General features: G+C 72.5%; 19 protein-coding genes and 1 pseudogene. 3 read left to right on the top strand and 17 right to left on the bottom strand.

Going from position 1 to position 18124, the window contains the following annotated elements; genetic code table 11:
* The 11 genes and pseudogenes from ACWCP2_RS35085 to ACWCP2_RS35035 form a co-directional block, all read right to left on the bottom strand.
* Window positions 1-185 (bottom strand): annotated as a pseudogene (locus tag ACWCP2_RS35085) (sulfate ABC transporter substrate-binding protein); the annotation flags it as partial.
* 214 nt (window positions 186-399) lie between these two features.
* Entirely contained in the window at window positions 400-1740 is a 1341-nt protein-coding gene (locus tag ACWCP2_RS35080; RefSeq protein WP_450912604.1) for a sulfate adenylyltransferase subunit 1, read from the bottom strand.
* 2 nt (window positions 1741-1742) lie between these two features.
* On the bottom strand, window positions 1743-2681 hold the full coding sequence (gene cysD, locus ACWCP2_RS35075; protein ID WP_351382290.1) for a sulfate adenylyltransferase subunit CysD: 939 nt from the start codon (window positions 2679-2681) through the stop codon (window positions 1743-1745).
* Window positions 2678-3223: an adenylyl-sulfate kinase gene (gene cysC / locus ACWCP2_RS35070; RefSeq protein ID WP_383952242.1), complete on the bottom strand. Its 546-nt coding sequence runs from the start codon at window positions 3221-3223 to the stop codon at window positions 2678-2680. Before cysC ends, cysD begins: the two co-directional genes overlap by 4 nt.
* A gap of 35 nt (window positions 3224-3258) precedes the next feature.
* The gene (locus ACWCP2_RS35065) at window positions 3259-3972 is read right to left on the bottom strand and encodes a phosphoadenylyl-sulfate reductase (protein WP_450912603.1); all 714 of its coding nucleotides are present in this window, start codon (window positions 3970-3972) and stop codon (window positions 3259-3261) included.
* Window positions 3969-4148, bottom strand: coding sequence for a DpnI domain-containing protein (locus ACWCP2_RS35060; protein ID WP_214956597.1), 180 nt, complete (start codon window positions 4146-4148; stop codon window positions 3969-3971). Before ACWCP2_RS35060 ends, ACWCP2_RS35065 begins: the two co-directional genes overlap by 4 nt.
* Window positions 4145-5851: a nitrite/sulfite reductase gene (locus ACWCP2_RS35055; RefSeq protein ID WP_450912602.1), complete on the bottom strand. Its 1707-nt coding sequence runs from the start codon at window positions 5849-5851 to the stop codon at window positions 4145-4147. The genes ACWCP2_RS35060 and ACWCP2_RS35055 overlap by 4 nt, the downstream gene beginning before the upstream one ends.
* A gap of 208 nt (window positions 5852-6059) precedes the next feature.
* A complete protein-coding gene (locus ACWCP2_RS35050) occupies window positions 6060-6143 on the bottom strand; it encodes a putative leader peptide (protein ID WP_312847410.1) in 84 nt (27 codons plus the stop codon).
* A gap of 184 nt (window positions 6144-6327) precedes the next feature.
* Window positions 6328-6891: a GNAT family N-acetyltransferase gene (locus ACWCP2_RS35045; RefSeq protein WP_450912601.1), complete on the bottom strand. Its 564-nt coding sequence runs from the start codon at window positions 6889-6891 to the stop codon at window positions 6328-6330.
* A gap of 5 nt (window positions 6892-6896) precedes the next feature.
* Complete coding sequence (locus tag ACWCP2_RS35040; protein ID WP_450912609.1) at window positions 6897-8162, bottom strand: GAF domain-containing protein; 1266 nt, start codon at window positions 8160-8162, stop codon at window positions 6897-6899.
* Between the two features lie 418 nt (window positions 8163-8580).
* Window positions 8581-10236 (bottom strand): acyl-CoA dehydrogenase family protein, encoded by a 1656-nt coding sequence (locus tag ACWCP2_RS35035; protein WP_450912600.1) that lies wholly within the window; start codon window positions 10234-10236, stop codon window positions 8581-8583.
* A gap of 17 nt (window positions 10237-10253) precedes the next feature.
* Between ACWCP2_RS35035 and ACWCP2_RS35030 the strand changes: the two genes are divergently transcribed.
* Window positions 10254-11378, top strand: coding sequence for a YihY/virulence factor BrkB family protein (locus ACWCP2_RS35030; protein WP_450912599.1), 1125 nt, complete (start codon window positions 10254-10256; stop codon window positions 11376-11378).
* Between the two features lie 88 nt (window positions 11379-11466).
* Complete coding sequence (locus ACWCP2_RS35025) at window positions 11467-12219, top strand: helix-turn-helix domain-containing protein (protein WP_450912598.1); 753 nt, start codon at window positions 11467-11469, stop codon at window positions 12217-12219.
* Here ACWCP2_RS35025 and ACWCP2_RS35020 read toward each other — a convergent pair.
* Both ACWCP2_RS35020 and ACWCP2_RS35015 read right to left on the bottom strand, forming a co-directional pair.
* Window positions 12132-12575, bottom strand: a complete 444-nt coding sequence (locus ACWCP2_RS35020) for a VOC family protein (RefSeq protein WP_450912597.1) — start codon at window positions 12573-12575, stop codon at window positions 12132-12134. The genes ACWCP2_RS35025 and ACWCP2_RS35020 overlap by 88 nt on opposite strands.
* A gap of 60 nt (window positions 12576-12635) precedes the next feature.
* The gene (locus tag ACWCP2_RS35015; protein ID WP_450912596.1) at window positions 12636-13547 is read right to left on the bottom strand and encodes a TetR family transcriptional regulator; all 912 of its coding nucleotides are present in this window, start codon (window positions 13545-13547) and stop codon (window positions 12636-12638) included.
* A 328-nt stretch (window positions 13548-13875) separates the two neighbouring features.
* Here ACWCP2_RS35015 and rsgA point away from each other — a divergent pair, with 328 nt between their 5' ends.
* Window positions 13876-14982: a ribosome small subunit-dependent GTPase A gene (gene rsgA, locus ACWCP2_RS35010; RefSeq protein ID WP_450912595.1), complete on the top strand. Its 1107-nt coding sequence runs from the start codon at window positions 13876-13878 to the stop codon at window positions 14980-14982.
* Between the two features lie 124 nt (window positions 14983-15106).
* Here rsgA and ACWCP2_RS35005 read toward each other — a convergent pair whose 3' ends face one another.
* The 4 genes from ACWCP2_RS35005 to ACWCP2_RS34990 all read right to left on the bottom strand — a co-directional run bounded on the left by ACWCP2_RS35005 (window position 15107) and on the right by ACWCP2_RS34990 (window position 18120).
* Window positions 15107-16441 (bottom strand): MFS transporter, encoded by a 1335-nt coding sequence (locus tag ACWCP2_RS35005; protein ID WP_450912594.1) that lies wholly within the window; start codon window positions 16439-16441, stop codon window positions 15107-15109.
* Window positions 16438-16980: an ArsR/SmtB family transcription factor gene (locus ACWCP2_RS35000; RefSeq protein WP_450912593.1), complete on the bottom strand. Its 543-nt coding sequence runs from the start codon at window positions 16978-16980 to the stop codon at window positions 16438-16440. The genes ACWCP2_RS35005 and ACWCP2_RS35000 overlap by 4 nt, the downstream gene beginning before the upstream one ends.
* 177 nt (window positions 16981-17157) lie before the next feature.
* Window positions 17158-17535 (bottom strand): PPOX class F420-dependent oxidoreductase, encoded by a 378-nt coding sequence (locus ACWCP2_RS34995; protein ID WP_450912608.1) that lies wholly within the window; start codon window positions 17533-17535, stop codon window positions 17158-17160.
* A gap of 93 nt (window positions 17536-17628) precedes the next feature.
* Window positions 17629-18120, bottom strand: coding sequence for a DUF456 domain-containing protein (locus ACWCP2_RS34990; RefSeq protein WP_450912592.1), 492 nt, complete (start codon window positions 18118-18120; stop codon window positions 17629-17631).
* Window positions 18121-18124: the final 4 nt, after the last annotated feature.

Genomic DNA, 18124 nt, shown 5'->3' with positions numbered 1-18124 from the left:
ATGCGGACCTCGGAAGCCGACAGCTTCTTGGCGGAGGTGTCCGCGACGTTCGCCTTCGGGGCGTCGTCCTTCTTCGCCTCGGAACCGTAGCCGCACGAGGCGAGGGCGCCGATCAGGAGCGGCAGGGTGGCAGCGGCGACGACGCTGCGGCGAAGAGCGTTACGGGTGGTACCGGTGGCAGGCACGGGAGGACTTCCTCTCGGAGCGCCGTGAGGTTACGACGCAGGTCTTCGTCTGTGGAGCAGGGGCAGGTACGGCTCGCGGGGGGTGTGGGCGCGCATGCGGTGCGCGTACGTCATCACGCACATCGCCCCACACCTCCCTGGCCGCTGCCGAGGGAGCCGCTGCCCACACGGCCTCCCTCCTTCGCGAAGGTGGAGTAGATATCGGCAAGCATGATCAGAAGTCCCACCCTTCTTCATCCGCCTGCACGGTGGTCGCCGCGGTCGAGGCGAAGGACTCGCCGACCATGCCGGCCGCCAGCGTCGTGCCGTCCGCCGGGTCGATCAGCAGGAAGGACCCGGTGCGGCGCGAGTCGGCGTACGCGTCGAGCGCGAGCGGCTCGGCGGTACGGACGACGACCCGGCCGATGTCGTTGGCCACGAGCTGCCCGGGGTTCGGGTGCTGGGACAGGTCGTCCAGGGTCAGCCGCGAGGGGATCTCCTTGACGATCGCCTTCACCGTGCGCGTCGTGTGCTTGATCAGCACCCGGGCGCCCACGGCGAGGGGCTGGTCCGCCACGTGGCAGACCGTCGCCACGACGTCCTGCGTGGTGGCGGGGGAGCTCGACGACGGCGCGATCAGATCGCCGCGCGAGATGTCGATGTCGTCCTTGAGGCGCAGGGTCACCGACTGCGGGGCCCACGCGATGTCGACGCTCTCACCGAGCGCGTCGATGCCCTCGATGACCGAGGTACGGCCCGACGGCAGGACGGTGACGGCCTCGCCGACCCGCAGCACGCCGGAGGCGATCTGGCCCGCGTAGCCCCGGTAGTCCGGGTGCTCGGCGGTCTGCGGACGGATCACGTACTGCACCGGGAAACGCGCCGGGCAGGCGGTGAGGTCGTGGCTGACCGGGACGGTCTCCAGGTGCTCCAGCACCGTGGGGCCGCCGTACCAGTCCATGTTCGCGGAGGGCTCCACCACGTTGTCGCCGGCCAGGGCGGAGATCGGGATCGCGGTGATCTCCGGGACGCCCAGACCCGTGGCGTACGCGGTGAACTCCTCGGCGATCGACGCGAAGACGGTCTCCTTGTAGCCGACCAGGTCCATCTTGTTGACGGCGAGGACCACGTGGGGGACCCGCAGCAGCGCCGCGACGGCGGCGTGCCGGCGCGTCTGCTCGATCACGCCGTTGCGGGCGTCGACGAGCACGACGGCGAGGTCGGCGGTGGAGGCGCCGGTGACCATGTTCCGGGTGTACTGCACGTGCCCGGGGGTGTCGGCCAGGATGAACCGGCGCCGGGCGGTCGCGAAGTAGCGGTAGGCCACGTCGATGGTGATGCCCTGCTCCCGCTCGGCCCGCAGGCCGTCGGTGAGCAGCGCCAGGTCGGGAGTGTCCTGACCGCGGCTGGCCGAGACCCGCTCCACGGCTTCCAGCTGGTCCGTGAGGACCGACTTGGAGTCGTGCAGGAGGCGGCCGACCAGGGTGGACTTGCCGTCGTCGACGGAGCCCGCGGTGGCGAAGCGCAGCAGCGTGGTCGCCGACAGATCGGCGAACTGCTCGGTGGTGGAGGTCATTTCTAGAAGTACCCTTCGCGCTTGCGGTCTTCCATCGCGGCCTCGGACAGCTTGTCGTCGGCGCGGGTCGCGCCCCGCTCGGTGAGCCGGGAAGCGGCGATTTCGGTGATCACGGCGTCCAGCGTGGTGGCGTCGGAGTCGACGGCACCGGTGCAGGACATGTCACCGACGGTGCGGTAGCGGATCAGGCGGGTCTCGGTGGTCTCGCCGTCCTTGGCGCCGCCCCACTCGCCGGCCGTCAGCCACATGCCGTTGCGCTGGAAGACCTCGCGCTCGTGGGCGAAGTAGATCTCCGGCAGTTCGATCTTCTCGCGGGCGATGTACTGCCACACGTCCAGCTCGGTCCAGTTGGACAGCGGGAACACGCGCACGTGCTCGCCCGGCGCGTGGCGGCCGTTGTAGAGCTGCCACAGCTCGGGGCGCTGGCGGCGCGGGTCCCACTGGGAGAACTCGTCGCGCAGGGAGAAGACGCGCTCCTTGGCGCGGGCCTTCTCCTCGTCGCGGCGGCCGCCGCCGAAGACGGCGTCGAACTTGAGCTGCTGGATCGCCTCCGTGAGGGGGACGGTCTGCAGCGGGTTGCGGACGCCGTCGGGGCGCTCGCGGAGCTTGCCGGCGTCGATGTACTCCTGGACGGAGGCCACGTGCAGGCGCAGGCCGTGCTTGGCGACCGCGCGGTCGCGGTAGTCGAGGACCTCGGGGAAGTTGTGGCCGGTGTCCACGTGGAGCAGGGTGAACGGCACCGGCGCGGGCGCGAACGCCTTCAGCGCCAGGTGCAGCATGACGATGGAGTCCTTGCCGCCGGAGAAGAGGATCACCGGCTTCTCGAACTCGCCCGCCACCTCGCGGAAGATGTGCACGGCCTCCGATTCGAGGGCGTCGAGGTGCGACAGCGCGTAGGGCGCGTCCGTCCCTTCGTGGACGTGTGCGACGGTGGCGGTCATGCCAGACCCCTCTCGGTGAGCAGCGCGTGCAGGGCCGATGCCGACTCCTGCACGGACTGCGTGTGCGACTCGATACGCAGGTCCGGGGACTCCGGTGCCTCGTACGGGTCGTCGACCCCGGTCAGACCGGAGATCTCGCCCGCCGCCTGCTTGGCGTACAGGCCCTTCACGTCACGCTCGGAGCACACCTCCACCGGAGTGGCCACGTGCACTTCGAGGTACGTCGTGCCCTCGGCGGCGTGCCGCTTGCGGACGGCCTCGCGGCTGTCGGCGAACGGCGCGATCACCGGGACGAGCGCCTTGACGCCGTTGGACGCGAGGAGTTCGGCGACGAAGCCGATCCGCTGCACGTTGGTGTGCCGGTCCTCGCGGCCGAAGCCGAGACCGGCGGAGAGGAACTCGCGGATCTCGTCGCCGTCGAGGACCTCCACGCGGTGGCCCTCGGCGCGCAGCCGCTCGGCCAGCGCGTAGGCGATGGTGGTCTTGCCCGCGCTCGGCAGCCCGGTCAGCCACACGGTGGCGCCCTGGTCGCTCACGCTCATCTGGTTCGTCTCCGTAAGTTCTTCGCTGGTCGTCATCAGCCGTGCAGTCCGCACTCGGTCTTGCCGCGCCCGGCCCAGCGGCCGGCGCGGGCGTCCTCGCCCTCCACCACCCGTCGGGTGCAGGGGGCGCAGCCGACGGAGGCGTAACCGTCCATCAGCAGCGGGTTGGTGAGCACGCCGTGCTCCAGGACGTACGCGTCCACGTCGTCCTGGGTCCAGCGGGCGATCGGCGAGACCTTGACCTTCTGCCGCTTCTCGTCCCAGCCGACCACCGGGGTGTTCGCCCGGGTCGGGGACTCGTCGCGGCGCAGGCCCGTGGCCCAGGCGTCGTACGCGGTCAGGCCCTCTTCGAGGGGCTTGACCTTGCGCAGCGCGCAGCACAGGTCGGGATCGCGGTCGTGCAGCTTCGGGCCGTACTCGGCGTCCTGCTCGGCGACGCTCTGGCGCGGGGTGAGCGTGATGACGTTGACGTCCATCACTGCCTCGACCGCGTCACGGGTGCCGATGGTCTCCTCGAAGTGGTAGCCCGTGTCGAGGAAGACCACGTCCACGCCGGGGAAGGCGCGGGAGGCGAGGTGGGCGACGACCGCGTCCTCCATGGAGGAGGTCACGGCGAACTTCTTGCCGAAGGTCTCGGCCGCCCAGGTGAGGATCTCCAGCGGGGTGGAGTCCTCGAGGTCCCGGCCCGCCTGCTCGGCCAGAGCCTTGAGACCGGCGGCCGTGAGACCGGCGTCCTGAATCGTGGTCATATCTCGTCCCCTCCAGCGTCATTGGACTGAACACCCCGGGCCAGCAGCCCGAGGTACTTCAGCTGGAAGGCTCGATTGCAGGCCCTGCATTCCCAGGCGCCGTGGCCTGTTTCGTTCGGGAACAGGTCCTCGTCGCCGCAGTACGGGCAGTAGAACGGTGCGGCGCGCTCGCTCACGACAGGTCCTCGTCCTTGGCGCGGGTGACCCAGCTGGCGAAGCGCTCGCCGTCCTCGCGCTGCTTCTCGAAGCGCGTGACGACCCGCTCGACGTAGTCCGGCAGACCGGCCGAGGTGACCTTGAGACCGCGGACCTTGCGGCCGAATCCGGCCTCCAGGCCGAGCGCGCCGCCCAGGTGGACCTGGTAGCCCTCGACCTGGTTGCCGTCGTCGTCCAGGACCAGCTGGCCCTTGAGACCGATGTCCGCCACCTGGATACGGGCGCAGGCGTTCGGGCAGCCGTTGATGTTGATGGTGAGCGGCTCGGCGAACCCCGGCAGGCGGCGCTCCAGTTCGTCGATCAGCGAGGCGCCGCGCGCCTTCGTCTCGACGATGGCCAGCTTGCAGAACTCGATGCCGGTGCAGGCCATCGTGCCGCGGCGGAACGGGGACGGGTTGACCCGCAGGTCCAGCGCCTCCAGGGCCGCGACGACCGAGTCGACCTTGTCCGCCTCGATGTCGAGCACGATCATCTTCTGCTCGGCGGTGGTGCGCAGCCGGCCGGAACCGTGCTGCTCGGCGACGGCGGCGATCTTCGTCAGGGTGGCACCGTCGACGCGGCCCACGCGGGGCGCGAAGCCGACGTAGAACTTGCCGTCCTGCTGCTGGTGCACGCCGACGTGGTCGCGCCACTGGCCGCTGGGCTGCTCGGGCGCGGGGCCGTCGGTCAGCTTGCGCTTCAGGTACTCGTCCTCCAGGACCTGGCGGAACTTGGCCGGGCCCCAGTCGGCGACGAGGAACTTCAGGCGGGCGCGGGTGCGCAGCCGGCGGTAGCCGTAGTCGCGGAAGATCGAGATGACGCCCTCGTAGACGTCCGGGACCTCGTCGAGCGAGACCCAGGTGCCCAGGCGCACACCCAGCTTCGGGTTGGTGGAGAGACCGCCGCCGACCCAGACGTCGAAGCCGGGGCCGTGCTCGGGGTGGTTCACGCCCACGAAGGCGATGTCGTTGATCTCGTGCGCCACGTCGAGCAGCGGCGAGCCGGAGATCGCGGACTTGAACTTGCGGGGCAGGTTCGAGAAGGCGGGGTTGCCCACGATGCGGGCATAGATCTCGTCGATGGCGGGGGTGCCGTCGATGATCTCGTCCAGCGCGATGCCGGCGACGGGCGAGCCGAGGATCACGCGGGGGGTGTCACCGCAGGCCTCGGTGGTCGAGAGGCCGACGGCCTCCAGACGGCGCCAGATCTCCGGGACGTCCTCGATGCGGATCCAGTGGTACTGCACGTTCTGCCGGTCCGTGAGGCCGGCGGTGCCGCGGGCGAACTCCTCGGAGATCTCGCCGATGACGCGCAGCTGCTCGGTGGTCAGCCGGCCGCCGTCGATGCGGACGCGCAGCATGAAGTACTTGTCGTCCAGCTCCTCCGGCTCCAGGATCGCGGTCTTGCCGCCGTCGATCCCGGGCTTGCGCTGGGTGTAGAGGCCCCACCAGCGCATACGGCCGCGCAGGTCGTTGGGGTCGATCGAGTCGAAGCCCGCCTTGGAGTAGATGTTCTCGATGCGCGCCCGCACATTGAGACCGTCGTCGTCCTTCTTGAACTGCTCGTTGCCGTTGAGGGGCGTGTGGTGGCCGACGGCCCACTGGCCCTCACCGCGGTGACGGCCGGTCTTGCGGCGCGCGGCGGCGGGTGCGGCGGCTGCGGTCGTATCGGGGGTGGCGGCCATGGCGGTACGTCCTTCTTCGGCGGCTCGAGGCAGGGGCAGGGGGAGCGGCGGCGTGACCCCTGGCGCGCGTGGAGCGGATGTGGCCGATCCGCGGCCTTCGTGGGGCTGCGTTCGGCCTACAGGGGACTGCGGTGATTGCTGACGGCGGGCGGTGTGTTCGCTTCCGCGGCGACGTCGGTGCGGGGCGCTGTCGCGGCGGTGAATTGCGTCAGCGCGCCGGACAGATGGCGCTGGACATGCGGCCGAGGTCGACGTGCCGCCGACTCACCAAGGCAATTCCAGCTCCGTTCATGGGGGGAAGCGTGGCATGTGGCGATTGGAGGAGTCCACTACTGTCCACAATCCGGACGAACTCGTCTCGCATCGCAAGATCCCGGTGACGGGGGTCACCCCGCGGGCCCCTCCGACCCCTCCCGCCCCGCCGCCGGCGGGGCCCCTCCGGCCGGCCCCGCCGGGCAAGGGCCGGCCCCGCCGGGCTACGCGCCCGGCCAGGGGCCCGGGGTGGGGGTGACGGCCTTCTCCTCCGTCTCCTCCTTGAAGACCTTGAAGCCGCGGCGGAGGTAGTTCGCCATGGCGGTCGGGCCGTCGTCGCTGCACGTGTGCAGCCAGACGCGCCGCGTCGGGGCCAGCTCCGGCCAGCGCTCGGCCAGGGACCAGGCCCGCTCGATGCCCACGGTCAGCAGGTGGCCGCCGATGCGCCGTCCCCGGAATTCGGGGAGGAGGCCGAAGTACATGATCTCCACCATGCCGTCGGGCTGCGGGTCGAGTTCCACGTACCCCGCCGGGGTGCCCCGGTCGTACGCCACCCACGTCTCCACGCCGGGACGGTCCAGCTGCTCCACCCACTGCGCGCGGGTCAGTGACAGCCGGTCCGTCCAGTGGATGTCGCCGCCCACCGAGGCGTAGAGGAACCGGCTGAACTCGGGAGAGGGGACCTCCGACCGGACGATCCGGATCTCCGGACCCGGGACGGCCGCCGCGACGAGGTCGGACGGATCGGTCATTTCCAGGGACCAGGTGGTCAGTGTGCTCGTGCTCATGGACGTCAGGGAATCACGCCGGCCGCGGCCGGGCCCAGCCGGGCGCTGACGACCGCCGGCGCCGTGGAGTGCGGCAGCAGCGCGGCCGGGTTCGCCGGGCGGATCAGCTCGACCTCCACGTCGTGCGCGAACCGGTACGGGCGGTGGGCCAGCACGCCGCCGAGGTTGCGGCGCACCCGCGAGATCTCCGCGCGGACCGTCACCGTGCGCGTCGGGTCCCCGAACAGCTCCTGCGCGAGCTCCGCCGCCGAACGCCCCCGGGGGGACTCCGCCAGCAGGAACAGGAGCTCCGCGTGGCGCGGGCTCAGCTCCTGCGACCAGCTGCCCGCGGCCCCGTAGACGGTGGCCCGCCAGGCGCCCGGCCGGCTGAGGTCGAGGACGACGCGGGCGGCCGCCCCGGCGCCGGTACGGGCCTCGGTGACGTTCACCAGCCAGCCGCCCGGCAGCGGCTCCACCAGGCAGTCCCCGAGCTGCGGCACCCACACCCGGCCCGGTCCGAAGGTCTTCGGCAGCGGGATCCGCTCCGTCGGAGCCAGCCCCGTGACGGCCGCCGTCCACCCGTTGCCGTCCACGGCCAGCGCCCGCCCCGGCATCCGGGCCAGCAGCGGGGCCGCCACCGACCGCAGCCGCTCCAGCGATTCCAGGTGCCGCACCCGCAGCTCCCGCTCGGCGAGCCGGGCCACCGAGCTCACCCAGGCCAGGGTCGCCGGGTGCATGGTGGCCAGCGGCCCGCTGACGTCGAGCACGCCCAGCAGCTGCCCGTCGCGGGGATCCCGTACGGGGGCGCCGGCGCAGGTCCAGTCGTGGTGGCTGGAGACGAAGTGCTCCGCCGAGAACACCTGGACCGGTCTGCGGGCCACCAGGGCGGTGCCGACCCCGTTCGTGCCGACCACCGCCTCGTCCCAGTGGGCTCCCACGCCGAAGCCCAGCCGGTCCGCGTTGCGCAGGATCGAGGAGTGGCCCTCGCGCCACAGCAGCCGCCCGTCGGCGTCGGCGACGACCATGATGTGCAGGGCCTCGTCCAGCGAGGGCAGCAGCCCTTCGCGCAGGACGGGCAGCAGCTCCCGCAGCGGAGAGGTCTGGCGCCGCTCCTCGGTCTCGGCGGCCGACAGCATCCGCGAGCGGCTGTCGCGGTCGGGGTGGACCCCGCCGGCCATCATCCGGCGCCAGGACTCGGCGATCTCCGGGCGCGGCCTGGCCGGCGGCCGGTCCCCGGCGAGCGCGGCCGCCCGTACCCCCTTGAGCAGACGCGCGGCCTCGCGCGCGTCCATGGCCGAGATGCGTGCCACATCGACCGCGCCGCCTGTGGTGTGGACCACCGGAACCTCCCCGTGCCGAACATGCGTACGACGGTTCCCGCCCGCCGGGCCGTACGGTGCGCGCCGTTTCCCAGCGGCGGACCGGTACGGCCGGAGGGCGGTTCCGAGTCAAAGGTTGCAACGTCTTGCAACTCTCGCCAAGTCCCGGTCGCCCGATCGAAACTGTGCGGACGTCGCCGAGCGACGTGACAGCTCCTTCCTCGGGGCTTCTCGGATCAGGGGTGGTGCCGAGTCGGCGCGGCGCCATCCCTGTTCCAGGTCAACGGGCCCGGATCCCGCACCGCAGTGCTTTTCGGAGGGTTGGGGCCCTCCGCAACAGCCTGGCCTCCGGAGGGTTGGGGCCCTCCGCCGGCCCGCGATCAGGACGCGATCAGGGTGCGATCCGGGCCCGTTCCACCACCGATCCCAGATCCAGACTGTGCGGCAGCGTGCCGAAGGCCGCGCCCCAGTCCCCGCCCAGGCGCGAGGCGCAGAAGGCGTCGGCCACCTCCGGCGGGGCCCAGCGCACCAGCAGGGATCCCTGCAGCACCAGGGCCATCCGCTCCACGACCCGCCGGGCCCGTGCCTCGATGCCCTCCAGGTCCGCGAGCTCGGTCAGCAGGTTCTTGATGGCCGAATCGAGCCGGTGGTCGGCGCCGCGGGCCAGGCCCACCTCCTGGAGGAAGGCGTTCAGCGCCTGCGGCTCGCGCTGCAGGGCGCGCAGCACGTCGAGGGCCTGGACGTTGCCCGATCCCTCCCAGATGGAGTTGAGCGGGGACTCGCGCAGCAGCCGGGGCATCCCGGACTCCTCGACGTAGCCGTTTCCGCCCAGGCATTCCAGGGCTTCGGCCACCATCGGCGTACAGCGCTTGGTCACCCAGTACTTCGCGGCGGGCACCGCGATGCGCAGGAAGGCCCGCTCCTGCTCGTCGCCCCGGCTCTGGACGGCGTCGTACGCGGCCGCGAGGCGCAGGGTGAGGGTGGTGGCCGCCTCCGACTCCAGGGCGAGGTCGGCGAGCACGTTGCGCATCAGCGGCTGGTCGATGAGCGGTGCTCCGAAAGCAGAGCGGTGCTCCGTGTGGTGAGCGGCCTGCGTCAGCGCCTGCCGCATCAGCGAGGCCGAACCGATCACGCAGTCCAGCCGGGTCGCCGCGACCATCTCGATGATGGTCCGCACCCCCCGGCCCTCCTCGCCCACCCGGCGCGCCCAGGTCCCGTCGAACTCCACCTCGCTCGACGCGTTCGACCGGTTGCCCAGCTTGTCCTTCAGCCGCTGGATCGCGAACACGTTCCGCGTCCCGTCGGGCAGCACCCGCGGCACCAGGAAGCAGGTCAGCCCGCCCGGCGCCTGCGCCAGGACGAGGAACCCGTCGCACATCGGCGCCGAGCAGAACCACTTGTGCCCCGTCAGCAGGTACTCGCCCGAGGCGTCCAGCGGCACCGCCGCCGTCGTGTTCGCCCGGACGTCGCTGCCGCCCTGCTTCTCCGTCATGCCCATCCCGAAGAGCACCCCGGCCTTCTGCCCGGCGGGCCGCAGCCCCTCCTCGTACACGTGCGAGGTCAGCCGCGGCTCCCATTCGGCCGCCAGCGCCGGATCGGTCCGCAGCGCCGGCACCGCCGCGTGCGTCATCGAGACCGGGCACCCGTGCCCCGCCTCCGCCTGCGACCACACGAAGAACCCGGCCGCCCGCCGCAGATGCCCCGCCGGCCGCCCCCAGGCGTCGGTGAGCCCGGCCCCGACCGCGTGCCCGAGCAGCCGGTGCCACGAGGGGTGGAACTCCACCTCGTCGATCCGGTTCCCGTACCGGTCGTGCGTCCGCAGCTTCGGCGGGTTCTCGTTCGCCAGCGCCCCCCATTCCTGCGCCTGCCGGGACCCGGCCGCGCGCCCCAGACCGGTGAGCTCCTCCCTTACCTCCGCGGCGAGTTCGGGCGCGGCGTCCGCGAGGTGCCGCTCCACCCCCTCGCTCAGGACCCGGTCGCTGCCGTAGACGTCGTGGCCCACGAGAAGCGGGGCCTGATTGCTGACTGTGTGGGTGGTGGCTGCCATGCCGATACCGTAAGGACGTGCAGCACGCGAAAGAAACACCCGAGCGGATTCCGGGACGCCTCCACCGGGCCCGCGCCCTCTACCGCAACGTCTCCAAGCGCAAGATGGCGTGGCTGCTGCTCAAGGACACCGTGAACTCGTGCATCGAGTACCGGATCCTCGGACTCGCCGCCGAGGCGGCCTTCTTCACCCTGCTCTCGCTGCCCCCGCTCTTCCTGGGCCTGCTGGGCCTCCTCGGGTACGTGGACGGCTGGTCGGGCGGCACCACCGTCGCCAGCATCGAGGAGAACATCCTGCGCGCGGTCGGCACCGTGCTCTCCGACCGGGGCGTCAACGACATCGCCAAACCGATGCTCGACGACGTCACCGGCCGCGGCCGCCCCGACCTCATCTCCCTCGGCTTCGCCTTCGCCCTGTGGTCGGGCTCGCGCGCCGTCAACGTCTTCATCGACACCATCACGGTCATGTACGGACTCGACGGACAGCGCGGCATCGTCAAGACCCGGCTGCTCGCCTTCGTCCTCTACGTGATCGCCCTGCTGATCGGCGCCATCGTGCTGCCGCTGATGGTGGTCGGCCCGGACGCGGTGGTGCGGCTGGTGCCCTGGAGCACCGAGGTGATCGCGGTCATGTACTGGCCCGTGGTCACGCTGCTCTCCATCGCCTTCCTGACCACGCTCTACCACGTCTCCGTCCCGGTCCGCTCGCCCTGGATCGAGGACGTGCCCGGCGCGCTGGTCGCCCTCGCCATGTGGGTGCTCGGCTCGTTCCTGCTGCGGATCTACCTCACCAACACGGTGGAGGGCCCGACCATCTACGGATCGCTCGCCGCCCCCGTGGCCATCCTGCTGTGGATCGGCATCTCGGCCTTCGCCGTCCTCGTCGGGGCCGCCGTCAACGCCGCGATCGACCGGGTCTGGCCGTCGGTGGCCACCGCCGCGGCGCGCGAGGCGAACGAGCGGGTCCGCGAGGCGGAGGCCGCCCAGCTCGTGGCCCGGGCGGCCGCCTGGCGGGCCCTGGCCGAGGGGGAGTCGGAGGACGACGAAGGCGACGAGGACGGGGGCATGCCCTCGGAGTTCCCGGAGCGCTGGTCGAAGTTCCTGCCTCCGGAGGACTACCACTCCCGCCTGCGCAAGCACTGACGGAGGGCTGGCGGAGCGCTGACGGAGCACTGGCGGAAGCGCCGGCGCGGCACGCGGCGACAGGGGCCGGCGCCGTAGCCTGGGTCGCGTGTACGAGGAACGGCCGTCCCGCGCCCTGCCCGGCGCCGTGCTCTGGCGGGCCGGCGGAAACGGCGGCGTGGTCCTGCCCGACGGGTGCATGGACCTGCTGTGGGTGGACGGGCGCCTCCTGGTGGCCGGACCCGACACCGCCCCGCACCCCGCCGGAGAGGTCCCCGGCTCCGGCTTCGCCGGGCTCCGGCTGGCCCCCGGGGCTGCGCCCGCGCTGCTCGGCGTACCGGCCCGCGTGCTGCGGGACCGGCGGGTGGAGCTGGCCGACCTGTGGCCCGCCGCCGAGGTACGGCGCCTTGCCGCGCGCGTGGCCTCGTACGGGGATCCCCGCGCGGGACTGGAGGAGCTGGCCCTGCTCCGCTCGGCCGACGGCGGGCTCCCGGACCCCCTGGTCGCGGAGGTCGCGGCCCGGCTGCGGGCCGGGCAGGGCGTGGCCGCCGTGGCGGGGGCCGTCGGGCTCGGGGAGCGGCAGCTGCACCGGCGTTCGCTCGACGCCTTCGGGTACGGCCCGCGCACGCTCGGGCGGATCCTGCGCCTCCAGCGGGCCCTCGCGCTGACCCGGCGCGGGCTGCCCCCGGCGGCGGTGGCCGCGCGGGCCGGCTACGCCGACCAGGCCCACTGGACCCGCGAGGCCCGCGCCCTGGCCGGGACCACGCCGGGGGCCTATGCGGCGGGGTCGGGTGCCTCGCCCGCTCCGGCTGCGGCGAAGAGGGAGACCCCGGAGCCGTCCGGGTCCAGGACCACGGCGTAGCGCTGCCCCCAGAAGGCGTCCCAGGGCTTGAGGTGGCCGGTGTGCCCCGCCTCCGTCAGCTCGGCGTACAGCGCGTCCACCTCGGCGGGGGAGCCGCACAGGAAGGCGAGCCCCACCCGGCCGTCGCTCGCGGGCCGGGTCCAGGCCGGGTCGAAGGAGCGGATGACCTCCTCCGTGTCCCAGCCGATCCGCAGCCCGCCCGGCAGGGCGGCCTCGACGTGCGGCTGGGAGTCCGCTCCGGCGGGGATGTCCAGGCCGAGACGGCGGTAGAAGGCGAGCGATGCGGCCATGTCGGAGACGACGATGCCGATCATGTCGAGCCGTGGGGTCGTTCGGGGAGTCGTTCGGGAAGTCATGACGTCAGGCTAGGGGCGCCGGGGCCCGGCGGTCTTGAACGAATCGGACACTGGGGCCGGTCATGCCGGATCGTCGCCGGTGACGACGGCGCCCTCGTCCTCCTGGGGCAGGTGCCGGTAGACCGTGGCGCGGGAGACGCCGAGGGCGGCGGCGATCGCGGTGGCCCCGCTGCCCGCCGCGTGCATCCGGCGGGCCGCCTCGATCATGGCCGGGCTCATGGCGGCGGGCCGCCCGCGCCGGCCTCCCGGTACGGGCCGTGCGGCCGGGGGAGCGGGCTCGGCGGGCCCCTCCAGCAGGCGCCGTACGCCGTCCAGCACGGCCTCGCGCAGCGCGGGGACGGGGGCGTCGGCGAAGAGCACCACGGGGTCGGAGAGCATGGCGACGGCCTGGGCGGCGCGCACCCGCTCCGCGAAACCGGGATCCGCCCCCGCGACCAGGGAGTTCGCCCGGAGGATGGCGTCGCGCAGGCGGGCGAAGGCCGGGCCGGGGGTGGTCAGGGCCGTGTCCTGGAGGTTCAGCCGGAGCAGGTGGCGGTGCGTCAGCCAGACGTCGAGGACCCCCTCGATGGCGGCCCACCGCGCCCGCTCGGGGCCGGTAGCGCCCACCGTGCCGGATCCACCGGGATCCGGCGGCGCGGCGGCGCGGGCCAGGGCGGCCGTCAGATCGCGGAGCATCGGCTCCACCAGGGCGCCGAGGATGTCGGCCTTGCCGGGGAAGTGGTAGAGCACCGCCGGCTTGGAGACGCCCACCCGCTCGGCGATCTCCCGCAGCGAGGTCTCGTGGAAGCCGTGGACCGCGAACAGCTCCATGGACACCCGCAGGATGCGCCTGCGGGTGTCGGAAGCCGTCTCGATATTCGACGCGTTCTGCGACGCGTTCTGCGGCGCGTTCTGCGGCGCGTTCTGCGACGCGACAGGGGCCGCTGGTGTCGCGTAAAGCGTCTCAGAATCCACGGTTCCGCAGGTGTCCATAACGAACAGCCTAGTCCCTCTGCCCACTTGGCGGCAGGATTTATCGCCGTTCCTGACCGACGGTAAGTCCACCGGTGTCACGAAAAAGAAGTGGCGCGCGGATGAGCGGGCTTGTTACGGTGGGGCCGTTCCCGCAGATCGCCGCGGGACCGTACGTCAGTACGTGTGCAGACCCGGAGGTGAGTTCATTGATGACTGTCATGGCGCAGGGCGTTGCCCGCACTCAGAAGACCATCAATGTCACTTCCGTGGTTTCCGGCTGACCTCTCACTTCTTTCGCGCCCGGTAGCGGCGCGCACCGCCGGGGCCACCCTGTGAAGGGTTTCCCTTGTCTTTCTCTTCTTTCCCGCAGGCTTCTCTCTCGCACGCCCTGACCCCCTACGGCTGGGACGACGCGTGGGCGGCCGAGTTCGCCCCGTACGCGGACCAGGGCCTCGTGCCCGGCCGGGTCGTACGCGTCGACCGCGGCCAGTGCGACGTCGTGACGGCGGACGGCACCGTCCGCGCCGACACCGCCTTCGTCACCCCGCACGACCCGCTCCGGGTCATCTGCACCGGCGACTGGGCGGTCGTCGAGGCGCACGGCACTCCGCGGTACGTGAAGACGTACCTGCCGCGCCGGACCGCCTTCGTACGGTCCACCTCCTCCCAGCGGTCCGAGGGGCAGATCCTCGCCGCGAACGTCGACCACGCGATCATCGCGGTGTCCCTCGCGGTCGAACTGGACCTCGGCCGCATCGAGCGGTTCCTCGCGCTCGCCTGGGAATCGGGGGCGCAGCCCCTCGTGGTCCTCACCAAGGCGGACCTGGTCCCGGACCCGGTCACCCTCGCGCACCTCGTCCAGGACGTGGAGGCCACGGCCCCCGGGGTCACGGTCCTCACGGTCTCCTCGATGACCGGGGAGGGCACGGACGTGCTCGCCGCGGTGGTCGGGGGCGGTACGAGCGTGCTCCTCGGAGTCTCCGGCGCGGGCAAGTCCACGCTGGCCAACACCCTGCTCGGGGAGGACGTGATGGAGGTCCAGGCCGCCCGCGACGTCGACGGCAAGGGCCGCCACACCACCACGACGCGCAACCTCCTCGCCCTGCCGGGCGGCGGTGTGCTGATCGACACCCCCGGACTGCGGGGCGTCGGGCTCTTCGACGCGGAGGCGGGCGTCGGCCAGGTCTTCTCGGAGATCGAGGAGTACGCGCAGCGCTGCCGGTTCCACGACTGCGCCCACGAGGCGGAGCCGGGATGCGGGGTGCGGGCCGCCGTGGACTCCGGGGAACTGGCGGAGCGCCGGCTGGAGAGCTACCGCAAGCTGCTGCGGGAGAACCAGCGGATCGTCGCGAAGACCGACGCGCGGCTCCGGGCGGAGATCCGGCGCGACTGGCGGCTCCGCTCGGCGGAGGGCCGCGCGAACTACTCCGCGAAGCGCACGGGCCGGGCCTGACGCCCACCGCCTCCGGGGGCACCCGCCCCCGGAGGCCGCCGCCCACCGGACGCGCCTGCCCCGGGACCCAGTGGGTCCCGGGGCAGGCGCGTACCCCGCTGCCCACGGGCGGGTCACGGCCGGACTACGGGAGGGCCAGGGACTTCTCGTGCTCGTCCTTCCCTTCCTTCCCTTCCTTCCCTTCCGTCTCTTCCTCTTCTTCCATGTCCGGCGTTCCTGCCGCGGCGGCCGCGGCGGCCGCGCGCAGGGCCGCTTCGACCCGGCGGTTGCTGGTCATGTTCGCCGTGATGGCGGTCATGGCGAGGAGGAGGCCGGAGGCGGCGTAGAGCGGGGTGCGCACGTCGTACGCGGTGGCCAGCCAGCCGCCCAGGAACGCGCCGAACGGGGCGGCGCACATGGAGAGCATGCGGGAGGTGGAGGCGACCCGGCCCATGAGGTGGGAGGGGACGACCGACTGCCGCAGGGAGGGCGCGAGCACCATCGTGGCGCCCATGCCCGCCCCGCAGACGGCGAGCGTGAGGCCGGCCACGTACGGGTTCCCGGAGGTGGCGAGGCCCAGGACGGCCAGTCCCTCGACCGCGGCCGTGCAGGTCAGCGCGGTGCCGGTGCCGAGTCGCCGGCCGAGGAAGGAGGCGATGGCCGCGCCGAGCAGGCCGCCGGTGGCCTCCGCGGTGAGGAGCAGGCCGAAGCCGAAGGCGCCGATGCCCAGTCGGTCGTGCGCGAAGAGGGCCAGGACGGTCTCCACGGCGATGAAGGCGATGTTCCCGACCGCCGGGCGGAGCGCGAGCCCGAGCAGCAACCGGTCCCGGAAGACGTACGAGGCACCGGCCCGCGCTTGCCGCAACAGCGACTCGCGGGCCTGCGGTACGGGACGGGGCACGCGGGGCAGCGACCGTACGAGCACGGCGGAGACGGCGAACGACACCGCGTCGGCGAGCAGCGGAACCGCCCGTCCGAGCGCGAGCAGCGCACTGCCCGCGGGCGGCCCGGCGAAGCCGGACGCGGCGGTCTGGGCGCCGCGCAGGCGGGAGTTGGCGCGCTCCAGGAGCGCGGAGTCGCGGCCGAGCAGGTCCGGCAGATAGGCCGTGGCGGCCGTGTCGAAGAAGAGTCCGCCGATGCCGAGCAGGAAGGCGACGGCGCCGAGCAGCGGAATGCTCAGCAGGTCCAGTGCGGCCGCGGCCACCGGTACCGCGAGCAGTGCCGCGCGGGCCGCGTCCGCGATCCACATCGTGCGCCGGCGGTCCCAGCGGTCCACCAGTGCGCCGCCGAGCAGCCCGAAGAGCAGCCAGGGCAGGGTTCCGGCGGCGGTGACGACGGCGAGTGCCATCGGATCCCGCGTCAGCGTCAGCGCGATCAGCGGGAGCGCGGCGTGCGTCACGCCGTCGCCGAGCGAGGACACCGTCTGCGCGGTCCAGAGCCGACCGAACCCGGTCGGGAACTTGCGTATGTCAGTGCTCACTTGGCGTCTCCCTCGGTGCTCCGGTCGCGACGGGACGGGTGGAACAGGGCGAAGACGAACGACGCGTCCGGCAGGGAAGGATCGGACAACTCCCGGTACTCGCGGGCCAATGCCTCCAGGCGGGTTCCCAGCTCCGTGAACTGCTCGTCGGTGAGGCGCAGATGCATCATCCCCACGTGCCGTTCGCTGTCCGACGGCGCCTCTTCCAGGTCCGCCACCGCGTGCCGCATCAGCAGATCCGGGCCGCCCTCGCCCCGGTCCGGCAGCACGATCGACCGCGCGGCCATGGCGTAGTACCGCTCCTCGACCCCCCGGACCTTCCGCGTCCGCACCACCTTCACCAGGCCGGCCCGCTCCAGCAGCCGCACGTGGTAGCTGGAGCTCCCCTTCGCCAGACCCACCCGCGCGGCGATCTGCGTGATCGTCGCCGGCTCGAAGCGGAGCACGGCCATGATCCTGTGGCGGGTGAGGTTGGAGACGGCGCGCAGCTGCTCGTCGGTGGTGACGTGGATCGCCTCGGGAGGCTCAGCGGTAGGCATGACGCAATGGTCAACGTTTCTTGACCATTGCGCAAGGGGGTTGATCCGGAGGGGGTCGATCCGGAAATCGGCCTGGCTGACGGGCCTGGGCCAGCGGGCCTGGCCGGCGGACCCGGTCGACGGGCCTGGTCGAGGGGTGCGGTCGAGGGGTGCGGTCGAGGGGTCCGGTCGAGGGGTCTAGCCGGGCAGGCCCCAGGACAGGACGCGGTCCGGGTGGATGCGGATGACCTCCGGGCTGAAGTGGGGTCCCAGGGAGTGCGGTCCCACCTCCAGCGTGGCCCGCCCGCGGATCTCGATGCCGCGCACCGTCCACGGACGGGTGCTGACCAGGTCGTCCACGACCAGGGAAAGCCGGGGGTTCGCGGTGAGGTTGCGCCATTTCTTCGTCGTGCCCATCGCGAGCCCGCCCACCAGGACCGTCCCGTCGTCCTGCGGGAAGAAACCCACCGGGTTGGCCTGGGGCTGCCCGGCCGGGTCCACCGTCGCGAGCCGGCCCAGCGGCTGCGCGCGCAGGTATGCCAGTTCGGCCTCGCTGAAACCCTTGAACTCCGTCATATCGGTCATGAGGGAGACGATCCCAGCGGGGTCCGCGCGGCGCATCGGGCCGAGGACCCAGACGGCCCTAAGCCTTAAGCCCCGGACGGACGCCTAGGCCCACACCACCGTGCCCACCCACGCCCCCACCACCAGCAGGCACGCGAACAGCTCCACCAGCACGCTCGTGCCCACCGCCCGCATCACCGCCCGTACCGACGCCCACGCCTCCCCGTGCGTGCCCAGGCGGCGCCGCTCGCAGAGGTAGACGCCGCCCACGAAGCCCGGGACCGTGCCGACGACCGGGATCAGCACGAAGCCCAGTACCGCCCCCGCACCCGCGTACACCACCATCCGGCGGGTGACGCCGACCCCCCGGAGCCGCCGCGGAGGCAGCAGCCACTTCACCACCTGCACCACCAGCAGCAGGGCCGTCGCGCCGGCCAGCAGGCCCCAGGCCACCGAGGACCGTTCGTGCAGCGCCCACCACAGGACCCCGGCCCAGACGAGGAGGGTGCCGGGGACGCCGGGGACCAGTACCCCGAGCAATCCGAGCACCAGCACCAGCCCCACCAGCAGCAACTGGGGCAGCTGAGGCAGATCCATCTGC

Source organism: Streptomyces sp. NPDC002104, from assembly GCF_053593795.1.
This window is presented reverse-complemented; position numbering and strand designations above follow the sequence as displayed.